The sequence below is a fragment of the Thalassobacillus devorans genome (genome assembly GCF_011761345.1).
Classification (GTDB): Bacteria; Bacillota; Bacilli; order Bacillales; family Halobacillaceae; genus Thalassobacillus; species Thalassobacillus devorans.
The window spans coordinates 132533-151565 of record NZ_JAASRY010000005.1 but is presented as its reverse complement, the minus strand read 5'-3'; the positions used below and the strand labels follow the sequence as shown (position 1 = coordinate 151565).

At 46.5% G+C, this 19033-nt stretch carries 17 protein-coding genes; 2 read left to right on the top strand and 15 right to left on the bottom strand.

Annotated features, from left to right (window positions below):
* Positions 1–9: 9 nt before the first annotated feature.
* The 6 genes from ligA to FHS45_RS15930 all read right to left on the bottom strand — a co-directional run bounded on the left by ligA (position 10) and on the right by FHS45_RS15930 (position 8410).
* Positions 10–2013 (bottom strand): NAD-dependent DNA ligase LigA, encoded by a 2004-nt coding sequence (gene ligA, locus FHS45_RS15955; RefSeq protein ID WP_062440129.1) that lies wholly within the window; start codon positions 2011–2013, stop codon positions 10–12.
* A 14-nt stretch (positions 2014–2027) separates the two neighbouring features.
* Complete coding sequence (gene pcrA / locus FHS45_RS15950) at positions 2028–4259, bottom strand: DNA helicase PcrA (RefSeq protein WP_062440131.1); 2232 nt, start codon at positions 4257–4259, stop codon at positions 2028–2030.
* Between the two features lie 22 nt (positions 4260–4281).
* On the bottom strand, positions 4282–4965 hold the full coding sequence (gene pcrB / locus FHS45_RS15945; protein WP_062440135.1) for a heptaprenylglyceryl phosphate synthase: 684 nt from the start codon (positions 4963–4965) through the stop codon (positions 4282–4284).
* A gap of 261 nt (positions 4966–5226) precedes the next feature.
* Positions 5227–5529, bottom strand: a complete 303-nt coding sequence (locus tag FHS45_RS15940) for a YerC/YecD family TrpR-related protein (RefSeq protein WP_062440137.1) — start codon at positions 5527–5529, stop codon at positions 5227–5229.
* A gap of 14 nt (positions 5530–5543) precedes the next feature.
* On the bottom strand, positions 5544–6626 hold the full coding sequence (locus FHS45_RS15935) for a DUF3048 domain-containing protein (protein WP_062440148.1): 1083 nt from the start codon (positions 6624–6626) through the stop codon (positions 5544–5546).
* A gap of 41 nt (positions 6627–6667) precedes the next feature.
* Positions 6668–8410: an adenine deaminase C-terminal domain-containing protein gene (locus FHS45_RS15930; protein ID WP_062440152.1), complete on the bottom strand. Its 1743-nt coding sequence runs from the start codon at positions 8408–8410 to the stop codon at positions 6668–6670.
* Positions 8411–8524: 114 nt separating this feature from the next.
* Here FHS45_RS15930 and FHS45_RS15925 point away from each other — a divergent pair, with 114 nt between their 5' ends.
* The gene (locus tag FHS45_RS15925; RefSeq protein ID WP_062440156.1) at positions 8525–8782 is read left to right on the top strand and encodes a YgaP family membrane protein; all 258 of its coding nucleotides are present in this window, start codon (positions 8525–8527) and stop codon (positions 8780–8782) included.
* Between the two features lie 440 nt (positions 8783–9222).
* On the top strand, positions 9223–9327 hold the full coding sequence (locus FHS45_RS20485; protein ID WP_341829893.1) for an EYxxD motif small membrane protein: 105 nt from the start codon (positions 9223–9225) through the stop codon (positions 9325–9327).
* Here the strand turns inward: FHS45_RS20485 and purD are convergent.
* From purD to purC, 9 genes are read right to left on the bottom strand one after another with little or no spacing between them, the layout of a single operon-like run.
* Positions 9295–10575: a phosphoribosylamine--glycine ligase gene (purD, locus tag FHS45_RS15920; RefSeq protein WP_062440159.1), complete on the bottom strand. Its 1281-nt coding sequence runs from the start codon at positions 10573–10575 to the stop codon at positions 9295–9297. The two genes, FHS45_RS20485 and purD, sit on opposite strands and share 33 nt — an antisense overlap.
* 21 nt (positions 10576–10596) lie before the next feature.
* On the bottom strand, positions 10597–12135 hold the full coding sequence (purH, locus tag FHS45_RS15915; RefSeq protein WP_062440163.1) for a bifunctional phosphoribosylaminoimidazolecarboxamide formyltransferase/IMP cyclohydrolase: 1539 nt from the start codon (positions 12133–12135) through the stop codon (positions 10597–10599).
* Positions 12132–12716 carry a phosphoribosylglycinamide formyltransferase gene (gene purN, locus FHS45_RS15910; protein WP_371872052.1) on the bottom strand — a complete coding sequence of 195 codons (585 nt, stop codon included), beginning with the start codon at positions 12714–12716 and terminating at the stop codon, positions 12132–12134. The genes purH and purN overlap by 4 nt, the downstream gene beginning before the upstream one ends.
* Complete coding sequence (gene purM / locus FHS45_RS15905) at positions 12707–13729, bottom strand: phosphoribosylformylglycinamidine cyclo-ligase (RefSeq protein ID WP_062440166.1); 1023 nt, start codon at positions 13727–13729, stop codon at positions 12707–12709. Before purM ends, purN begins: the two co-directional genes overlap by 10 nt.
* 31 nt (positions 13730–13760) lie before the next feature.
* Complete coding sequence (purF, locus tag FHS45_RS15900) at positions 13761–15173, bottom strand: amidophosphoribosyltransferase (protein ID WP_062440170.1); 1413 nt, start codon at positions 15171–15173, stop codon at positions 13761–13763.
* Positions 15149–17374, bottom strand: a complete 2226-nt coding sequence (purL, locus tag FHS45_RS15895) for a phosphoribosylformylglycinamidine synthase subunit PurL (protein ID WP_062440173.1) — start codon at positions 17372–17374, stop codon at positions 15149–15151. The genes purF and purL overlap by 25 nt, the downstream gene beginning before the upstream one ends.
* Positions 17358–18041: a phosphoribosylformylglycinamidine synthase subunit PurQ gene (purQ, locus tag FHS45_RS15890; protein WP_062440176.1), complete on the bottom strand. Its 684-nt coding sequence runs from the start codon at positions 18039–18041 to the stop codon at positions 17358–17360. The genes purL and purQ overlap by 17 nt, the downstream gene beginning before the upstream one ends.
* Positions 18038–18286, bottom strand: a complete 249-nt coding sequence (purS, locus tag FHS45_RS15885; protein WP_062440179.1) for a phosphoribosylformylglycinamidine synthase subunit PurS — start codon at positions 18284–18286, stop codon at positions 18038–18040. The genes purQ and purS overlap by 4 nt, the downstream gene beginning before the upstream one ends.
* Positions 18274–18996: a phosphoribosylaminoimidazolesuccinocarboxamide synthase gene (purC, locus tag FHS45_RS15880; protein WP_062440183.1), complete on the bottom strand. Its 723-nt coding sequence runs from the start codon at positions 18994–18996 to the stop codon at positions 18274–18276. Before purC ends, purS begins: the two co-directional genes overlap by 13 nt.
* Between the last annotated feature and the right edge of the window lie 37 nt (positions 18997–19033).

Below are 19033 nucleotides of genomic sequence, written 5' to 3'. Positions count from 1 at the left end.
TTCCACTCCCTAAGCATTCAATGCTTGTTTGAACGTTTCTTCATCCCAAATCTCTACTCCAAGATCTCTTGCCTTATCATACTTCGAACCGGCGTCTTCCCCAGCGATCAATAAATCCGTCTTCTTGCTGACGCTTCCTGTAATTTTCCCGCCAAGTTCCTCAACTAACTTTTTCGCTTCGGATCGCGTATAGTTTTCCATTTTACCGGTAAGGACAATCGTTTTATCCATGAATGGCGAGTCGCTCGGCTGATCGCTTTTCTTCCGGCCTTTATATTCCATATTCAAACCAAGTTCTTTTAGCTCAGCAAGTAAACTCTGAACCTTTGGTTCGTCAAAGTAACGGTAAATGGAATCGGCCATTTTCTCTCCGATTTCATTGATGGCAGTCAGGTCTTCATAATTGGCTTCCTGGAGATTGTCCATTGTCTCAAAAGCTTCCGCCAATGTCTTTGCCGCTTTGGAACCGACATATCGGATGCCGAGACCAAATAGCAGTCGCTCTAAGGAATTATCTTTAGAAGCATCAATGGCACGCAGCAGATTATCTACAGATTTCTCTCCCATCCGCTCCAGCTTCAGCAATTCTTCCCGGTCCAGTTTATAAAGATCAGCAATCGTTGCTATCAAATTCTCTTTGAACAACTGGGCGATGACCTTTTCGCCAAGTCCGTCAATGTTCATGGCGTTTCTTGATACAAAGTGAATCAGGCCTTCCCGCAGCTGAGCCGGGCAATTCGGATTGATACAGCGTAGCGCGACTTCCTCTTCTAAACGGACAAGCTCGCTGCCACACTCCGGGCACTCTTCCGGCATGGCGTAAGGTTCCTCGTCCCCGGTACGTTCTTCGGTAAGGACACGGACCACCTCCGGAATAATATCACCGGCTTTCTTGATAACTACGGTGTCACCGATACGAATATCTTTTTCTTTGATTAAGTCTTCATTATGAAGCGAGGCGCGCTGTACCGTGGTACCGGCCACTTTAACTGGTTCAAGAATCGCCGTCGGTGTGACGGCACCCGTTCTGCCGACACTGAGTTCAATGTCCTTCAAATGGGTGATTGCTTCTTCTGCAGGAAACTTGTAGGCGATCGCCCACCTAGGGCTTTTCGCCGTGAAGCCTAATACGTCCTGCTGATCAAGACGATCAACCTTAATGACGATGCCGTCAATTTCATAATCGAGGTTCATCCGATGCTCGACCCAGCCATTGACATAGTCAATCACTTCTTCGATATCCTTGCATTTTTTCCATTCTGGATTCGTCTTTAAACCGAGTTCCTCCAATTTCTCCAGCCTTTCACTGTGCGATTCAAGGGGGCTGTCTTCCCATTCACCGACTCCATATAAAAATATGTCAAGGTTGCGCTTCGCAGCTATTTTAGGATCCAGCTGACGTAAGGATCCTGCGGCGGCATTACGCGGATTGGCGAATGGCTCATCTCCATTTGCTTCTTTTTCCTCATTCAGCGCCAGGAATGATTTTTTCGGCATATAAGCTTCACCGCGGACTTCAAGCGAATGATTTTCCTTAAGCCGGAGCGGGATATTACGGATGGTCCGCAGGTTCTTCGTAATATCTTCTCCAGTCGTCCCATCCCCTCGCGTAGCTCCACGCACGAACAAGCCCTCTTCATAAGTCAGTGATACAGCAAGTCCATCGATTTTCAGTTCGCAGACGTATTCGATGTCTTCCTCCACTCCCCCACGAGCACGGCGGTCAAAGTCGCGAAGCTCTTCTTCATTAAAGGCATTGCCTAAGCTCAACATCGGTACATTGTGCTGGACTTTCACAAATGCATCCAGTGGAGGCCCGCCGACACGCTGGGACGGAGAGTCAGGAGTGATCAATTCCGGGAACTTTCCTTCCAGTTCGATCAGCTCCCGCATTTTCATATCGTATTCATAATCCGAAACACTCGGCTTGTCTTCGACATGATATTCATAATTATAACGGTCTAGTTGTTCGCGTAATGATTCAAGTTTTTGTTTAGCTTCTGCTTCGTTCATGGGAACACCTCACCTTATACTTTTGTGATTGGTGCGAATTTGGCCAGCAGGCGCTTGACGCCAACCGGTGCCGGAAACGCGATATCAAGCTCCATCGCTTCTCCTTCACCTTGCACCTTGACGACAGTGCCTACGCCCCACTTTTTATGCTGGGCTTTATCACCAGCCTGCCAGGTAATTTTTTCTCCCCCGGATGTTGTCTTTTGCTTCAGCTTCTGAGGAGCACGTTTTGGCTGGGCAGGAGCTTCAAAGCCTGTGGTCCGTTGCTTTTGATTATTGAAAAACGGGATGTTGTCTTTTTCCGCTTTGCCTTCGATCATATCTTCCGGTATTTCGTTGATAAATCTGCTAACCGGGTTCATGTTCGTTCTTCCATATAACGTGCGCATTTTTGCATGAGTCATGTACAGCTGTTTTTCCGCACGTGTAATCCCCACATAAGCAAGTCGCCGTTCTTCTTCCATTTCTTCTTCATCCATAATTGATCGGCTGTGCGGGAATACATTTTCCTCCATTCCGATCAGAAAGACAGTCGGGAACTCCAGTCCTTTCGCTGAATGAAGCGTCATCAATACTACTTTATTATCTCCCATTGGATCCTCATCCATCTGGTCGATATCAGCTATCAATGCAAGGTCTGTCAAGAAAGCGATCAAGGTTTTATCTTCACTGTTCTCTTCGAAGTTTTTAGTAACGGATTTGAATTCTTCAATGTTTTCCAGACGGCTTTGTGCTTCAATGCTTTTTTCATTCTTCAGCATTTCCTCATAGCCTGTCTTATCGATAACTTCCTGAACCATATCAGTAGCGGATAAAAACTCCTGCTGTTTGGTCCAATTATCAATCATGGTACGGAACGCCATAATCGCCTTTGCTGCCCGGGCACTCACCCCGACAAAATCGACTTCTGCAGCTGCTTCAAAAAGAGAAATATCATGATCAGCCGCATAGGCCTGCATTTTTTCAATGCTAGTTTTCCCGACACCGCGTTTCGGTTCGTTGACCACTCGGGTAAAACTTAAATCATCATTTGGGTTGGCAATCAGACGCAAATAAGCGAGCATATCTTTGATTTCTTTTCTGTCATAGAACTTGGTTCCACCGATCATCTGGTAAGGAACGCCTGCTTTTACGAACGTTTCCTCGATCGCACGGGACTGGGCATTGGTACGATAAAGAATCGCGATGTCTTTATACTGACATTTATGGTCATGCACCATCTCTTCTATTTTATTGGTGACGAACAATCCCTCTTCCCGTTCTGTAGCCGCTGCGTGATAGTAGATTTTTTCGCCGCCATCATTGTCTGTCCAAAGGCGCTTCGGTTTACGTCCCGGGTTGTTTTCGATCACCTTATTGGCTGCATCCAGTATCAATTTCGTCGAGCGATAGTTCTGCTCCAGCATGATGACCTTTGCATTCGGGTAGTCCTTTTCGAACGACAGGATATTCTGAATGTCGGCTCCGCGCCAGCGATAGATCGACTGGTCAGAATCCCCCACGACGCAAAGATTCTGGTAACGGCTCGCGAGCTGGTTGACTAGCTGATACTGTGCATGGTTGGTATCCTGATACTCATCAACATGGATATATTGGAACCGGCGCTGGTAATATTCCAACACTTCCGGCACCCGGTCGAACAGGTTCAACGTCTGCATAATCAAGTCATCAAAATCGAGTGACTGATTCTTTCGCAGCGTTTTGGTATAGCGTTTGTATACCTCTGCTACTTGCTCTTCATAATAGCTTCCCGCCTGCTGGGTGTAATCGTCCGGCGACATCAGTTCGTTTTTCGCCCCACTGATTGCCCCGAGCATCGCACGCGGATCCCACTTTTTCGGATCAAGATTCAGCTGTTTCAACACTTGTTTGATGACTGATAGCTGATCGCTGGAATCCAGAATAGAAAAGTTACGATCGATACCAATACGGTCGATATCACGGCGAAGGATTCTTACACACATCGAGTGAAAGGTCGACATCCAGATGGATTCGCCTTCCTGGCCGACGAGCGCTTCCACCCTTTCCTTCATTTCACGAGCAGCCTTATTGGTAAATGTAATGGCCAGTATGCTGCGTGGGGATGCTTCTTTTTCCTGCAGTAAATAAGCAATCCGATGGGTAAGTACACGTGTTTTTCCACTTCCGGCACCTGCCATGATCAAAAGTGGTCCTTCTGTATGTGTCACTGCATTCCGCTGGGGTTCGTTGAGGCCTTTTAATAACCCGTTAATTGCCTGGGCCATATTGACACCATCCTTTGTTAATTTATCCTTTAGCTGCCTTTACCGTCTTCAAGGCAGCTTTCAAATCTTCATATATGATATTTCCGACGACAATGACATCGGCATGCTGTTTCATTTCCTTAGCTTGTTCTGTGGTAGTAATACCGCCGCCATAAAAAAGGCACGTATGCTCAAGCGTGTCTTTTACTTCTTTGACGAGATCGGCATCTCCATAGAGACCGCTATATTCCATATAAAAAATCGGCAGGTTGTACATGTGCTCCGCCATCCGTGCATAGGCGATGACATCCTCTTTCGATGGAAGGATGCTATCGGTATAGCGGAAAGCTTTGGCTTCCTCATTAAGGATACAGTATCCTTCGACCAAAAGTTCTTCCCAGTTCATGATGTCTCCGTACTCCTTGACCGCCTGGTGCTGGATATCCATCATCCATTTTTTATCCCGGCTGTTCATCACCATCGGAATAAAATAAAAATCGAAACCAGGGGTGATCGCGTCAAGATTCGACATCTCCAGCACACATGGTACAGAATACCGACGTACCCTCGCCAGCAGATTCAATACATCATCGAGGGTCACATGATCCGTTCCACCGACGATGACAGCATCTGTCCCTGATTCGCACACTTTTTCTAAATCTTCATCTGTAATTTCCTTATTCGGATCGAGCTTGAATACATGCTGCCACTCGTTCACATTGTACACGATTCTGTCCTCCAATTTCTCCTGTAATCCATTATTTCATTATAGCAAAAACTAGTACCAGAAAGGAACCAGCACAGCCGCTTCCGATATGTAGCGCGAAAATCAAAAATCCAGCGCGAATTTTTATATTTGGGCGCGGAGGTTTGAAATTAGGCGCGAATTATCCTGAGGTATGCGCGAAAAAGCATATTTAGGCGCGAACAGTCTTTTTTCAGAAAAAATAATCGCGCTCCGTATCATACGGGCGCGATTTTATATCATTTATTTATTTTTTTGTGCGGTCAGACGATCAAGTGCCATCTGATAGGCGTCATTACCATAGTTCAAACTACGCTTCACACGGGAAATGGTAGCTGTAGAAGCTCCTGTTTCGGTTTCGATTTTATGGTAAGTAAAACCCTCGCGTAGCATCCGGGCTACTTCCAGACGCTGGGCCAGCGATTGCACTTCGTTCATTGTAGCCAGATCATCAAAAAAGCGATAGCATTCTTCTACATTTTCTAATGCGAGTATCGCCTCAAAAAGTTGATCCAGGGTTTTCCCCCGCAATTTATCGATTTGCATTAACATTCATCCTCCTATTCTCCTGTTACCCGGTAAGATACAGACTGTTCAAGTCCAGGGCTGGATGGAATCACGTTCACCCACGTGCGCCCTGGAAGCATTCCCGCTTTTTCATCCCCTGCATATGGAATGATGCGGCCGGACTCATTTTTCCAGGTGATTTCCCGAAGCTTCCCTGCCTGAAGCAAGTACCCTTTACCACCGGAAATCAAATCAATGTCCCTGCGGCCAGCAGAATCAATCACTTGGTGACTTGTTTCTATAATCAATACATTAGCAAGCTTGATTGGCACGTTATCATCGCGCTCTTCGGTTCGCTTGCCATCACTGTAACGCATGTACTTCCCGTCTTTTGAATCATACGCGTAAGAAACAGTGCTATCAAAACGTTCCGAATAGATAATCTTCAGATCAGAAACTTCTTTTCCGCCACTATTCAGAGCTGTTTTCTCATTAGTAAAAGTAAAAGGGGCGATGTTTCGGCTGCTTTCATAGCCTTTTCTGTCAGCGACTGATGCAACCCCCTCCGTCAGCAAGTAGGAATTATGAGGAGCTTTCCTGGTGTTATCCCGTTTAAACAAGCGCCCATCATTATCGTATGTTGCTCCGTTGAGGTAGTCATGGCCATCATTTCTAATTTGTTCATCAATAAAATTAGCCGCTCCATGATAGGTATAAATAGCATCATGGGCTTTGGCAAGATTGAAATAATAAGGCCTGGCACTTCTCACCGGCCCTACTTCATCCGGAATTGTACTATGAAAAACTGCTAAAAATCGAGTGATTTCACCTTCAGCCAATAATTCATAGACGATGTCCGCCTGGCTGAGCCCTGTTTGCGGCCTTGCTTTTGAATGGTTGTTTACCATCACAGCGAGGGCCCGATGGTCCACCGGATCATTAGTCGGCTCTCCCGTAAAAGGAAATACATTGGCATATGTATCTTCCGCCGTTTCTTCCTCACTGCTGCTCTCTGACTCACCTGCATCGTTGGATTCAGGAGTATCTCCCGGTTGTTTCCCTTTACCCGATTCACTCGTACAAGCAGCCAGCAACAAGATCATAAGCAGCAGAATCCCCAGTATAATCTTTTTCACGTAGTCCCACCCTTAAATCATTATTTCTCTATATTAACATTTTAACGCATTATTGCAGGAAAGAGTACCTCTTTCTTTTTCACATCCAAAATTCCTACCGGGGTAATACGAATGTATGGCAGGTGAACAGAGGATAAGAACAATAAGGTATAGACAGGATCTTCGTGGCGGTATCCGAAGCTCCTCAAATGCTCGCGCAGTTCCTTTTCCTTCTGTATGACTGTTTCCATTTTTTCATCAGACATGACCCCGCCGAGTTTCAGCGGCATTTCATAGATAATGTCACCATCATGTACAAGAACAATGCCTCCCCCTATTTCTTTCATCCGGTTAAAGGCTATCTTCATATCCTGCTTGTTTTTCCCTAACAGTACGATATCTCCCGTATTCGAATAGGAACTGATCAGAGCGCCCAATCGATTCGTGAAGCCTTTCAAAACCGTGTTGACTCGCCATTCCCCTTCACGGTCAAGCAGCATTAAAAAGGATTCATCATTTCCCTCTGGCAGCTCTTCTCGCGAGGCATCGCTGCTGAGTGCATACGGCTGCATGATGACAGAGCTCTTCATATTCATTCCGAGCGGCATAGAGAATTGGAGGTCTTCCTCATTCAAGTCCCAATCTATTTGTAGCGGTGTCACCCCGAAACTTGGAAAATCAATCGGCTTCTCGACAGTGTATGTTTCATTGTCCCGTTTCATCCATTCTCCTTTTGCCAGGACCGAGTGGGGGCTTGGCTCTTCTGGTGAATGGAGGAAATTCAAGTGGGCGGTGCGTCCTGGTGCGATACTTCCAACACGGTGTTCGATGCCAAAGTGTCTGGCGGCCTGATACGAAGCCATCAAGTAGGCATCAATCGTCGGTACTCCTGCTTCCAATGCTAGTTTCACACAGTGATCCATGATTCCTTGTTCATAAAAACCAGGAGTAGATCCGTCGGTCGTCATCATGAAATGGTCGAATTGATTATGGCCGCGGTCTACCAGTTCTTTCAACATGCCGTACAGATCCGGGCGAATGGAAGAATTGCGGAGACCGACATTATATCCAAGCGCCAGCCGTCTCAATACTTCATCGGCCGAGATCGCTTCGTGGTCAGAATCGACACCGAGCAATTTCATTTTCGTCAACGTGCGCTCGGACGCCCCTGGCAGATGGCCTTCCACCGGTTTACGAAGCCGTGTTGTTTCCTGCATCCAGTATAAGGTCTGGTCATCACCCTTCAGCACTTCCGGCCAGGAAGTCAATTCCCCTCCCTGGATGACAGCATCGTGATTCAGCCAAGGTACTACTTTTTCCTGGAATTCCTCCTGATCTGTTTCCTGCAGCACTGATTGTGAGTCGTAACGACCCCACCAGAACATGGAACAAGGCAATTCTACGAATTCTTCCAGCAAAGAAAACGCTTTCTTTTCATCCAATAAAAAAAGCCACATCAAGTTGTCATTAATAAGGGTAGTGGTCCCTGTCTGAGCTGCATAAAGCCCCAGGCTTTGGGGATTATATAGTTGGAATGGGTGAGAATGGGGCTCAATATACCCTGGGACAATGTAGCTTTCCGAAGCGTCAATCATTTCCGTCCCGTCTGTTTTGTCCGGCATAGCTTCGCCAACATAAACAATTCGGTCATTGTCAATCCATATATTTCCTTCCATCCATTGTTTCATATATACATTCAAATAAGTTGCGTTTGTGATTACTTTAGTAGGCGCGAGTTTTCCATCGATGATGGCAGCGTGTTCCCTGAGCTGCCGATTGCGCCAGCGAAAACGATTTTCATTCATTATCCTTCCCCCAGTTTGGAGTTTCTTTCTATCTTAACACAGGAAGCGTTTTCACGCAGTAACGTTTTGAAGTATTATTTGACAAAAATATGACAGTAAAGGAGCTTGTTCATTATGTTCAAACGTCTCAAACCTAATATCGGCATTTTAAATGCTTTAGTAAGGATTACTGCCGGATTAACAATGTTAAGTTTTTGCACCATCCGCGCCTTGAAACGCCCGTACTCGGAGACAAATGTGTTATGGATCATCATCGGAGCGATGAAGATTGCGGAAGGAATTGTCCGCTTTTGTCCAGTCACTGCAATCGTACAGCAAACGATGCAAGAAGATGACCATCAGGAGAAAGACCAGGCCATCAATCCTTCTTAATCTCAGCCCTGCTTTTCAGGTATTATGAATCCATAACAAAAAGCTGTCCCTTAGAAAGTCCGGTACAGACTTATAGGACAGCCTTGGATGTTTCCTTTAAGACTCTCTTGAACAAATTTAAAAGGTGCAAATAAAGGGCTGTAAAGTCGAAGATTTTATTTCAAAATGTATGTTGGAGTATGCCTTAAATATAATTTATGAAGATGGTTTCGTTATTCTATTCATAGTAATGGGGACTGGGAAATGGCGAGACTCCTGCGGGAAAGGATAGACTGGCAAGACCCCGCAGAGCTTTAGCTCGAGGAGGCTTGCCGTCTTCCCCGCGGAAAGCGAGCTATTTCCCAGTCCCCATTTTTCTCCCCGTATAAGTAACGAAACCACTCTTAAGCAAAAGCTGTGAATTCAAATAGAATTTATTTTAGATAGGAGTGAAAAGGCACATGAATATAATGGAATATTTAACGGATACGACATTTGTCCTGGCAGTCATTATCGGGAGTATTATCGCGCTATTATTTGTTTTTATGAACAAGCGCAGAACGTAAGACCTGGCCAGCTATGTCCGTACGATAGAAAAAATCCGAAGAATCCTGGAACACTTCAAGGTTCTGGTAAACCGTGTTCATCGCTTCATCTAATGTATCCGCAACAGCGTGTACAAGCAGGACACGTCCGCCATCTGAGACAAAGCTGTCCCCCTGCTTTTGCGTGCCGGCATGTACTATGGTTACATCCTCTTCCATTTTCAATCCCGGCAGCAATTTTCCTTTTTCATAACTGCCTGGATATCCTTCAGAAGCTACAACAACACCACCACAATAGCCTTGTTTCCATTGCAGCTGAGGATCCCTTCCCTCAAGCACATCACTAATCACCTGTATCAGGTCATTACGAAGAAGCGGCAGGACGACCTGGACTTCCGGGTCCCCGAATCTGGCATTGAATTCGATCACTTTCGGTCCATCCTGTGTCTGAATCAGCCCGGCGTAAAGGATTCCCGTGAATGGTGTACCCTCTGCTGCCATCGCTTTGGCGGCGGGTTTCAAAATAGCAGACACCGCTGTATCGATATACTGTCCTGATAAAAATGGTACCGGCGCGTAAGCCCCCATACCACCTGTGTTGGGACCGTGATCGCCATCAAATGCTCGTTTATGATCCTGCGATGGAAGCATTGGATAAACCTCTTCTCCATTGACAAAAGCCATGAGTGAAAACTCTTCCCCTTGCAGAAATTCTTCGATGACGATTTCCTTGCTGGCTTCGCCATATTTATGGTCGATTAACATTGCTTCCACTGCTTGCTCTGCTTCTTCTACGGTTTCAGCGACCACTACCCCTTTACCGGCAGCTAATCCATCCGCTTTGATGACAATGGGCGCCCCTTGACCTTTTACATACGCTTTTGCCGTGTCAGGATCCGTAAACACACGATAGGCAGCTGTCGGAATATCGTATTTCTCCATCAGCGCCTTGGCAAAGTGCTTGCTGCCTTCTATTTGGGCAGCCGCTTGATTGGGACCAAAAACAGCTAGTCCGGCATTCTGGAATACATCTACGATGCCAGCCGTCAACGGATTTTCCGGGCCGACAATGGTCAGGCCGACATCATTATCTTTAGCAAACTGAACCAATGCCTCGCTATCTGTCTCATTCAAGGCAACTCGTTCCGCTAAAGCTTCCATGCCGCCATTCCCAGGCGCTGCAAAGACTTTCTCCACCTGAGGGCTTTCGTGGATTTTCTGGATAAGGCTATGCTCCCGACCGCCGCGACCGATTACTAATACGTTCATCGCTTTCCACTCCCGTCTGAATTAATGTTTGAAATGTCGCATTCCAGTAAAAACCATTGCGATTCCATGCTGATTACAGGCGTCAATTGAGTCCTGGTCACGTTTCGAACCGCCAGGCTGGATGATAGCGGTGATTCCAGCTTCGGCAGCTGCTTCCACGGTGTCCGGCATAGGGAAGAAGGCATCCGAAGCCATCACGGCTCCTTTGGCTTTATCTCCTGCCTGCTCAAATGCGATTTTGGCTGCACCGACACGATTCATCTGGCCAGCACCAATTCCAAGCGTCTGATCTGCCTTTGCGACAACGATCGCATTAGACTTCACGTGTTTAACAACCTGCCAGCTTAATTTCAAATCTTCTAATTCCTGGGCTGTCGGTTCACGATCGGTCGCTACTTCTAACTCTACGCCATCGATGCTTCCCGTATCGGCATCCTGGACAAGCAGCCCGCCGCTGACAGAAGTAAGCTTTTGAGCTGTCTTTTTCGGCTTTGTGATATCCACTTCCAGCAGGCGCAGGTTCTTCTTCGTGGTGAGCACTTTTAATGCTTCCTTACTGAATTTCGGAGCAATGATGATTTCCAGGAAAATCTCTTTCATCTTTTCAGCAGTAACCATATCCACTTCCTGATTAACAGCAACAATCCCTCCGAAGATAGAAACCGGATCTCCCTCGTAAGCTTTCTGGTATGCTTCGGCCAGGCCGCTTCCTGTTCCAACCCCACAAGGATTCATATGTTTGACTGCGACAGCCGCTGGCTTCTTGAATTCCTGCACGATTTCAAGAGCAGCATTGGCATCCTGAATATTGTTGTAGGAAAGCTCCTTGCCGTTCAACTGCTCGGCATTGGCAAGCGACGTCCCTTCCGCATTCTCCTGCTTATAAAAAGCCGCTGTCTGATGAGGATTCTCTCCATAACGAAGCGACTGGACTTTTTCAAAAGTAGCGGTGTAGGTTTCTGGATAATCATCTTCGGTTATCTCTGTAAAGTACGCTGCGATCGCCGCATCATAATTGGCGGTATGACGATAAACTTTACCGGCAAGACGTTTACGTACATCGACACTAAGTCCGTCATTTTGCAACCCTTCAGCAACCATGTCATAATCTGCCGGATCAACGACGACAATGACGTCCTGGAAGTTCTTAGCTGCCGCGCGAAGCATGGTAGGTCCTCCGATATCTATATTCTCAATCGCATCCTCTTCTGTCACATCAGGCTTCGCGATCGTTTTCTGGAATGGATACAAATTGACGACTACCATGTCGATCGTATCCAGCTCTAATTTGCGAAGCTGATCCATGTGTACTTCGTTGTCCCGTTTTGCTAATAGGGCACTATGGACAGCAGGGTGCAGCGTTTTGACACGACCATCCATAATCTCCGGAAAGTTAGTTACATCACTAATGGAAAGCACCGGGATACCAGCTTCCTCAATGGCTTTTTTCGTACCTCCGGTAGATACCAGTTCATACCCGCTCTCTACTAGCTTCTTTGCAAAATCGGCCAGACCTGTTTTATCGGAAACACTCAATAATGCTCGCTTCTTCTCACTCAATGTACTTCCTCCTCGACTAATAATGATTGGATCACTTTAGGGTATAGGGAATGTTCAACTGCCTGGATTTTTTGCTGCAGCGTTTCTTTCGTGTCTTTCGCCGTTATACGGATAGCTTCCTGTTCGATGATCGGACCGGTATCCATCCCGTCGTCGATATAATGGATGGTCACCCCTGTCACCTTCACTTGCTTTTCAAAAGCCTGGCCGATCGCATCTTTGCCGGGAAAAGCAGGCAAAAGTGAAGGATGGATATTGATAATCCGGTTCTTAAATGGTTCGAGCAGGACGGGGCCGATTAAACGCATGTACCCGGCAAGAAATACCCATTCTATCCCCCGCTCTCTACATTCTAATAGAATCTGACGTTCATACGCATCCTTTCCGTCAAATTCTTTGGGAGAGAACACAAACGTGTCGATATTTTTCTGTTCGGCTTTCGTAATAACCACAGCATCCTTTCGGTCGCACACAAGCAGCTGGATATCACAAGGAATGCCGCCTGCCTCTGAAGCCTTTACAATGGCATCAAAATTACTACCTGTACCTGAGGCAAAAACCGCAGCCTTTATCATAGCCATTGAATCCCTTCCTGGGCCGTAACCATACCAATATGATAAGCAGTTTCGCCAGCTTGTTCCAAGTGGTTCATGACTTCTTCCCTGACAGCTTCCGATATGATGACGACCATGCCGATACCCATATTGAATACACCAAACATTTCCTCATCAGATAAATTCCCCTGTTGCTGCAGGAATGGGAATATAGCCGGCTGTTTCCAGGAGTTGCGGTCAATTTCGACGCCAAAACCATCCGGCAATGCGCGCGGGATGTTCTCATAGAAACCACCGCCGGTAATATGCGCAACGCCCTTTAGGGTCGATTGTGTTTTCATGATTTGAACTTGATTGGCATACAACCTGGTCGGTGTTAGAAGGACTTCCCCCAGAGGTTCCGGTAATCCAGGGTAGGTATCCTTCAAATTTAAATTTTGTTCTGCAATGATTTTCCGTACTAATGAGAAACCGTTGGAATGGAGACCGGAGGAAGCAAGACCGATTACCGCATCGCCAGCACGTACATCTTCTCCAGTGATCAGCTCTTCCTTTTCAGAAATTCCAACAGCGAAACCAGCAAGGTCATACTCTTTCGGATCATACATCCCAGGCATTTCAGCTGTTTCGCCGCCAATCAAAGAACAACCGGAGGCTTCACAACCATCAGCGATCCCTTTGACAATCTGTTCAACTTGATCCGGATTGTTTTTTCCGCAAGCGATATAGTCTAGGAAAAATAACGGGTCTGCCCCTTGAGCTACAATATCATTCACACACATCGCCACAGCGTCCTGTCCGATGGTATCGTGTTTTTCCATCTCGAATGCCAGCTTTAACTTGGTACCGACTCCATCCGTGCCAGTGACAAGTACGGGATGATTGTAATTAAATTGACTGATATCAAATATACCAGCAAAGGCACCGAGACCACCGACTACTTCCGGGCGTAATGTCCGTGTCACATGCTTTTTCATTTGTTCAACTGCCTGATAACCTGCTTCAACGTCGACACCTGCTTGTTTATATTGCTCGCTCATTATGAACCCTCACTTTTTTTGTATTTGACTATTAAGCTTTAACGTAGGGCGGCACTGTGTTTGGATAGATTTCTGTCGGATAGTTGCCTGTGAAACAGGCAGCACAGGGACCGTGGTTTAGGGATTGGCCATCCTGGTAGATGGCATCCTCCAACCCTTGCACAGATAAAAATGCAAGGCTGTCAGCTCCGATGATCTCCTGCATTTCTTCCAGACTATGATTAGCCGCAATCAGTTCACCCTCTGTAGAAGTATCAATGCCATAATAACAAGGGTTCTTTATCGGTGGTGATGCAATCCGGACATGGACTTCAATAGCTCCTGCTTCTTTTAAAAGCCTTACGATTCTGCGGCTGGTTGTTCCCCGGACGATGGAATCATCGACCATGACGACGCGCTTCCCATCAACAATGCCGCGAACGGCGGACAGCTTCATTTTCACACCCTGCTCCCGCAATTCCTGGGAAGGCTGGATAAATGTCCTGCCGACATAGCGGTTTTTTATCAACCCAAGTTCATATGGTGTTCGTGAAGCTTCTGCATAACCGATTGCTGCGGATATACTGGAATCAGGCACACCGGTGACGACATCGGCTTCTACCGGTGCTTCATCAGCAAGCACTTTTCCCATCCGCTTTCTTGATGCATGGACGTTGATGCCATCCAGATTGCTGTCCGGACGGGAAAAATAGACGTGCTCCATGGAACATAGTGTCCGTTGAATCGGTGCAGAAAATCGCTTCGATTCGATGCCGTTTTCATCGATGATCAATAACTCTCCCGGCTCGACGTCCCGTTCATGTTCAGCTCCGACGACATCAAACGCACAAGTTTCTGAAGCGACGACATAAGCACTGCCGATCCGGCCGATCGATAACGGCCGCAAGCCGCGCGGATCCTGGGCGACAAATAATTGTTTTTCCGTCATGACAGCAAATGCGTAAGCCCCTTTAATCATTGTAAGAGCTTGTACCAATGCCTCTTCCATATTCAAGTGGCCGCTCCTTTTAATCAAGTGAGCGATCACCTCGGTGTCAGAGGTCGTCTGCAAAATGCTTCCCTGTGCTTCCAGCTGCATTTTCAGCGCCTGGGCATTCACGAGGTTTCCGTTATGAGCAAGTGCCATGCTGCTTTTTTGCGAGCGAAACAATAACGGCTGGACATTTTCATAACCTCCACCACCTTGCGTGGCATAACGGACATGACCAAGTGCGGCATGGCCTTCTAAATTATCCAGCATATCCTGCTGGAAAACATCGTTTACTAACCCAAGCCCTTTGGCCAGTTTCAACTCTTCTCCATCACTGACGACAATTCCGGCTCCTTCCTGGCCGCGATGCTGTAAGGCATGGAGTCCGTAATACGTAATCTGTGCTGACTCTTCATGTCCCCATACACCAAAGATGCCACATTCTTCATTCAGGCCTTTGATTTCACCAAGCATGGAATGGCTCCTTTCCAGGCGTCCTTCAATTTATTCGTCGCCGTATGAATGATCGGCTCACCGTTGACGTTTAAACGGTATTCCCCATCATCTGTTACGTGCCCGATAAGAACTGCCTCTGTCATTAACTGCTCCCACTCTTTCTGTTTTTCAGGACTCACAGAGATAATGAATCGGGATTGTGTTTCAGAGAAAAGCTCTGCCACAGTATCTCCTTCTAACTCCACTTTACAACCAAACTGTTGCGCAAACAGATTCTCTGCCAGCGCCACTGCCAACCCACCTTCAGAAATATCATGAGCTGATTGGACAACCCCTGCCTGTATGGCAGCCAGCAAATGGTTCTGGCGCTCTTTTTCCACTCCTAAATCGATATGAGGAGGTTTGCCAAAATGACGACCTTCCAATATACCTTGCAGCTCGCTCCCACCGAAGTCCGCCTGTGCTTTTCCAATCACATAAATCAAATCTCCGGACCGCTGGAAATCGGAACGTGTTATATGGTCAGTATCTTCGATCAGACCGACCATCCCTACAATCGGCGTTGGGTATATCGCTTTCCCATATGATTCGTTGTAAAGCGATACATTTCCACTGATGACCGGTGCTTCAAGCTGCTCACATGCTTCACTCATACCATCGACACTCTTTTCCATCTGCCAGAAGATTTCCGGGTTTTCCGGAGAGCCGAAATTCAAACCGTCCGTCAAACCTAGCGGACGGGCACCTGCACAGACGATATTCCGCGCGGCTTCTGCTACAGCAATCTTACCGCCCATTTCCGGGTCAAGGTAGATATAACGAGAATTACAATCCGTCGTCATCGCGAGTGCTTTCTTTGTGCCACGAACACGAAGCACGGCTGCATCAGAACCCGGGGTGACTACCGTATTAGTCTGCACCATGGAATCATACTGGTCATAGACCCATTCCTTGCTGGCAATTGTCGGCTGCTTCAAGAGGTCAATCAAGGTTTTTTCATAGTCTTTAATGATAGGCTGATAATCTTCCATCTCCTGAAATTCTTTAAAATATTCCGGTACACGGGATGGCTGATGATAGACAGGGGCATCTTCTGCCAATGCGTCTACGGGTACATCCGCGACCACCTTTCCTTTATGGGATAAACGGAAACGGCGCTCCTCAATGACTTCCCCGACTGCCACTGCTTCCAGATCGTACTTTTCAAAAATCTTACGAATCTCCTGCTCGCGTCCTTTTTCAATGACTAGCAGCATCCGCTCCTGGGATTCGGACAACATCATCTCGTATGGCGACATATTCAGCTCCCGCTGCGGAATATGATCTAAATTCATTTCCATTCCTGTACCGGCTTTACTCGCCATTTCACTGGCAGATGAGGTCAGTCCGGCCGCTCCCATATCCTGTATCCCGATAAGGGCGTCATGATTGATGACCTCCAGACACGCTTCAATCAACAGTTTTTCCATAAATGGATCACCCACCTGGACTGATGGGCGCTTACTTTCCGCTTCTTCTGATAATTCTTCGGAAGCAAATGTAGCACCATGTATACCATCACGCCCGGTTTTAGCTCCCACATACATGACCGTGTTTCCGACTCCGGCTGCAATCCCTTTTTGAATGTCTTTGTGATCAATCAGACCGACACACATGGCATTGACAAGTGGGTTTCCTTCATAAGCATCGTCAAACTGGACTTCTCCTCCGACTGTTGGAACGCCGACACAGTTGCCATAGCCGGCAATTCCACGTACTACTTCCTCAAACAGATATTTGATTCTCGGATGCTTCAACGAACCGAAACGAAGTGAATTCAACAGAGCAATCGGACGGGCTCCCATGGAAAACACGTCGCGAATGATACCTCCGACACCTGTCGCCGCCCCTTGATAAGGCTCAACGGCTGACGGGTGGTTATGGCTTTCGATTTTGAATACGACAGCCTGATCATCGCCGATATCAATGATTCCGGCACCTTCCCCAGGACCCTGCAATACTTGCGGGCCTTCCGTAGGAAATTTTTTCAGCAAAGGCTTAGAATTTTTATAACTGCAATGCTCGGACCACATAACCGAAAATAGGCCGATTTCCGTATGGTTCGGTCGTCTGCCCAACAGTTCGACAACCTGCTTATATTCCTGGTCGCTGAGTCCCATTTCTGCATATAGTCGATTCCGTTCAATTTGATCAGGACTGATTTCAAGCATGGATGGCATGGTTATTCCTCCAATACGTTAAAATGGATTGAAACAAACGAAGTCCGTCCGCATTTCCGAGCAGGCTTTCGACCGCGCGTTCCGGGTGAGGCATCATCCCCAGTACATTTCCGGTTTCATTAACGATACCTGCAATATCTCCTGTCGAGCCATTAGGATTATTCGCGTACGTAAAAACAATCTGTTTATTATCCTTCAGTTGTTGATAAGCAGCATCGTCACAGTAATAATTTCCTTCACCATGGGCAATCGGCAGATGGATTAGTCCGTCTTTTTGGTATTCAGAGGTGAACATCGTCTTATTATTTTCTACACGCAATTCTTCCTGGTGACACATGAATTTCAAATCACGATTTGCCAGCATGGCACCTGGCAATAGCCCGGACTCCAGTAAAATCTGAAACCCATTGCAAACCCCTAAGACCGGCTTTTTGTCAGCCGCCGCTTTTTTGATTTGCTGAATAATATGGGAGGTAGAAGCGATCGATCCAGAACGGAGATAATCACCGTATGAAAATCCTCCAGGAAGCAAAATCGCATCATAAGAAGATAAGTCAGCGTCCAGATACCAGACTAATTCCGCCTCTTCGTTCAACCCTTCTTTAACGGCATGATACATGTCCCGGTCACAATTCGACCCAGGAAACACAACAACGGCGAACTTCACGCGATGACCTCCTCAATCTCGTAGGAATAATCTTCAATGACTGGGTTGGCAAGCAGCTTATCGCACATTTCTTCCACCTGAGCTTCCAGGTTCTCGGATTCTTCCATCATGACTTCCATATACTTTCCGACCCTTACCTCATTTACGTTGCCGTAATCTAATGTGTTGAGAGAGTTTTTGACAGCCTTCCCTTGAGGATCCAGAACCCCTTCTTTCAATGTGATATAAACTTTTACTTTGCGCATATGCTCTCCTCCAGTCGTTGTAAAATAGTTTCATAGGTTGCTATTAAATCGCCGATATCTTCCCGGAAGACATCCTTATCCATCTTCTCTCCAGTTGCTGCATCCCATAGACGGCATGTATCTGGCGAAATTTCATCAGCCAGGACGATGTTGCCGTCATGCAAACGGCCGAATTCCAATTTGAAATCTACTAACTCCAAATCAGCCTGTTTAAATAACCGTTTTAATATTTCATTGATCTTAAGTGCAAGAATTTTTATATTGTCCAGGTCATGCTCGGTCACATTCGCTAACCGTTTCGCATGATCATCATTGATGAGTGGATCATCGAGGTCATCGTTTTTATAAAAAAGTTCGATAATGGGAGGTTGAAGTACTGTTTTTTCCTGTATCGCCAGGCGCCTTGTCAGGCTTCCTGCGGCAATGTTACGAACAACCACTTCAAGCGGAATTATTGTTGTTTTTTGAACAAGTTGTTCATTATCGTTCAGCGACTTCAAAAAATGCGAGGGAATATGCTGCTGGTGTAAATGTTCGAAAATTCGGCTGGTAATCAAGTTATTCAAGCGGCCTTTACCTTCAAATTGATCCTTCTTCTTTCCATTAAAAGCAGTAGCATCGTTTTTATAGGAGAGGACTAGTTGTTCCGGTTTGCCTTCCACATGATAGACTTTCTTTGCTTTACCTTCATATAATAGGGAGCCTTTCATTTTTAGAACACCTCTTTTAGTAAAAGTAAAAGGAGGA

What these genes read in the sequence shown, in the direction of transcription:
- ligA (WP_062440129.1), bottom strand. Translation starts at nt 2,013, where the DNA reads ATGAACGAAGCAGAAGCTAAACAAAAACTTGAATCATTACGCGAACAA.
- pcrA (WP_062440131.1), bottom strand. Translation starts at nt 4,259, where the DNA reads ATGGCCCAGGCAATTAACGGGTTATTAAAAGGCCTCAACGAACCCCAG.
- FHS45_RS15940 (WP_062440137.1), bottom strand. Translation starts at nt 5,529, where the DNA reads ATGCAAATCGATAAATTGCGGGGGAAAACCCTGGATCAACTTTTTGAG.
- FHS45_RS15930 (WP_062440152.1), bottom strand. Translation starts at nt 8,410, where the DNA reads ATGAATGAAAATCGTTTTCGCTGGCGCAATCGGCAGCTCAGGGAACAC.
- FHS45_RS15925 (WP_062440156.1), top strand. Translation starts at nt 8,525, where the DNA reads ATGTTCAAACGTCTCAAACCTAATATCGGCATTTTAAATGCTTTAGTA.
- FHS45_RS20485 (WP_341829893.1), top strand. Translation starts at nt 9,223, where the DNA reads ATGAATATAATGGAATATTTAACGGATACGACATTTGTCCTGGCAGTC.
- purD (WP_062440159.1), bottom strand. Translation starts at nt 10,575, where the DNA reads ATGAACGTATTAGTAATCGGTCGCGGCGGTCGGGAGCATAGCCTTATC.
- purN (WP_371872052.1), bottom strand. Translation starts at nt 12,716, where the DNA reads ATGGCTATGATAAAGGCTGCGGTTTTTGCCTCAGGTACAGGTAGTAAT.
- purM (WP_062440166.1), bottom strand. Translation starts at nt 13,729, where the DNA reads ATGAGCGAGCAATATAAACAAGCAGGTGTCGACGTTGAAGCAGGTTAT.
- purF (WP_062440170.1), bottom strand. Translation starts at nt 15,173, where the DNA reads ATGCTTGGTGAAATCAAAGGCCTGAATGAAGAATGTGGCATCTTTGGT.
- purL (WP_062440173.1), bottom strand. Translation starts at nt 17,374, where the DNA reads ATGCCATCCATGCTTGAAATCAGTCCTGATCAAATTGAACGGAATCGA.
- purS (WP_062440179.1), bottom strand. Translation starts at nt 18,286, where the DNA reads ATGCGCAAAGTAAAAGTTTATATCACATTGAAAGAAGGGGTTCTGGAT.
- purC (WP_062440183.1), bottom strand. Translation starts at nt 18,996, where the DNA reads ATGAAAGGCTCCCTATTATATGAAGGTAAAGCAAAGAAAGTCTATCAT.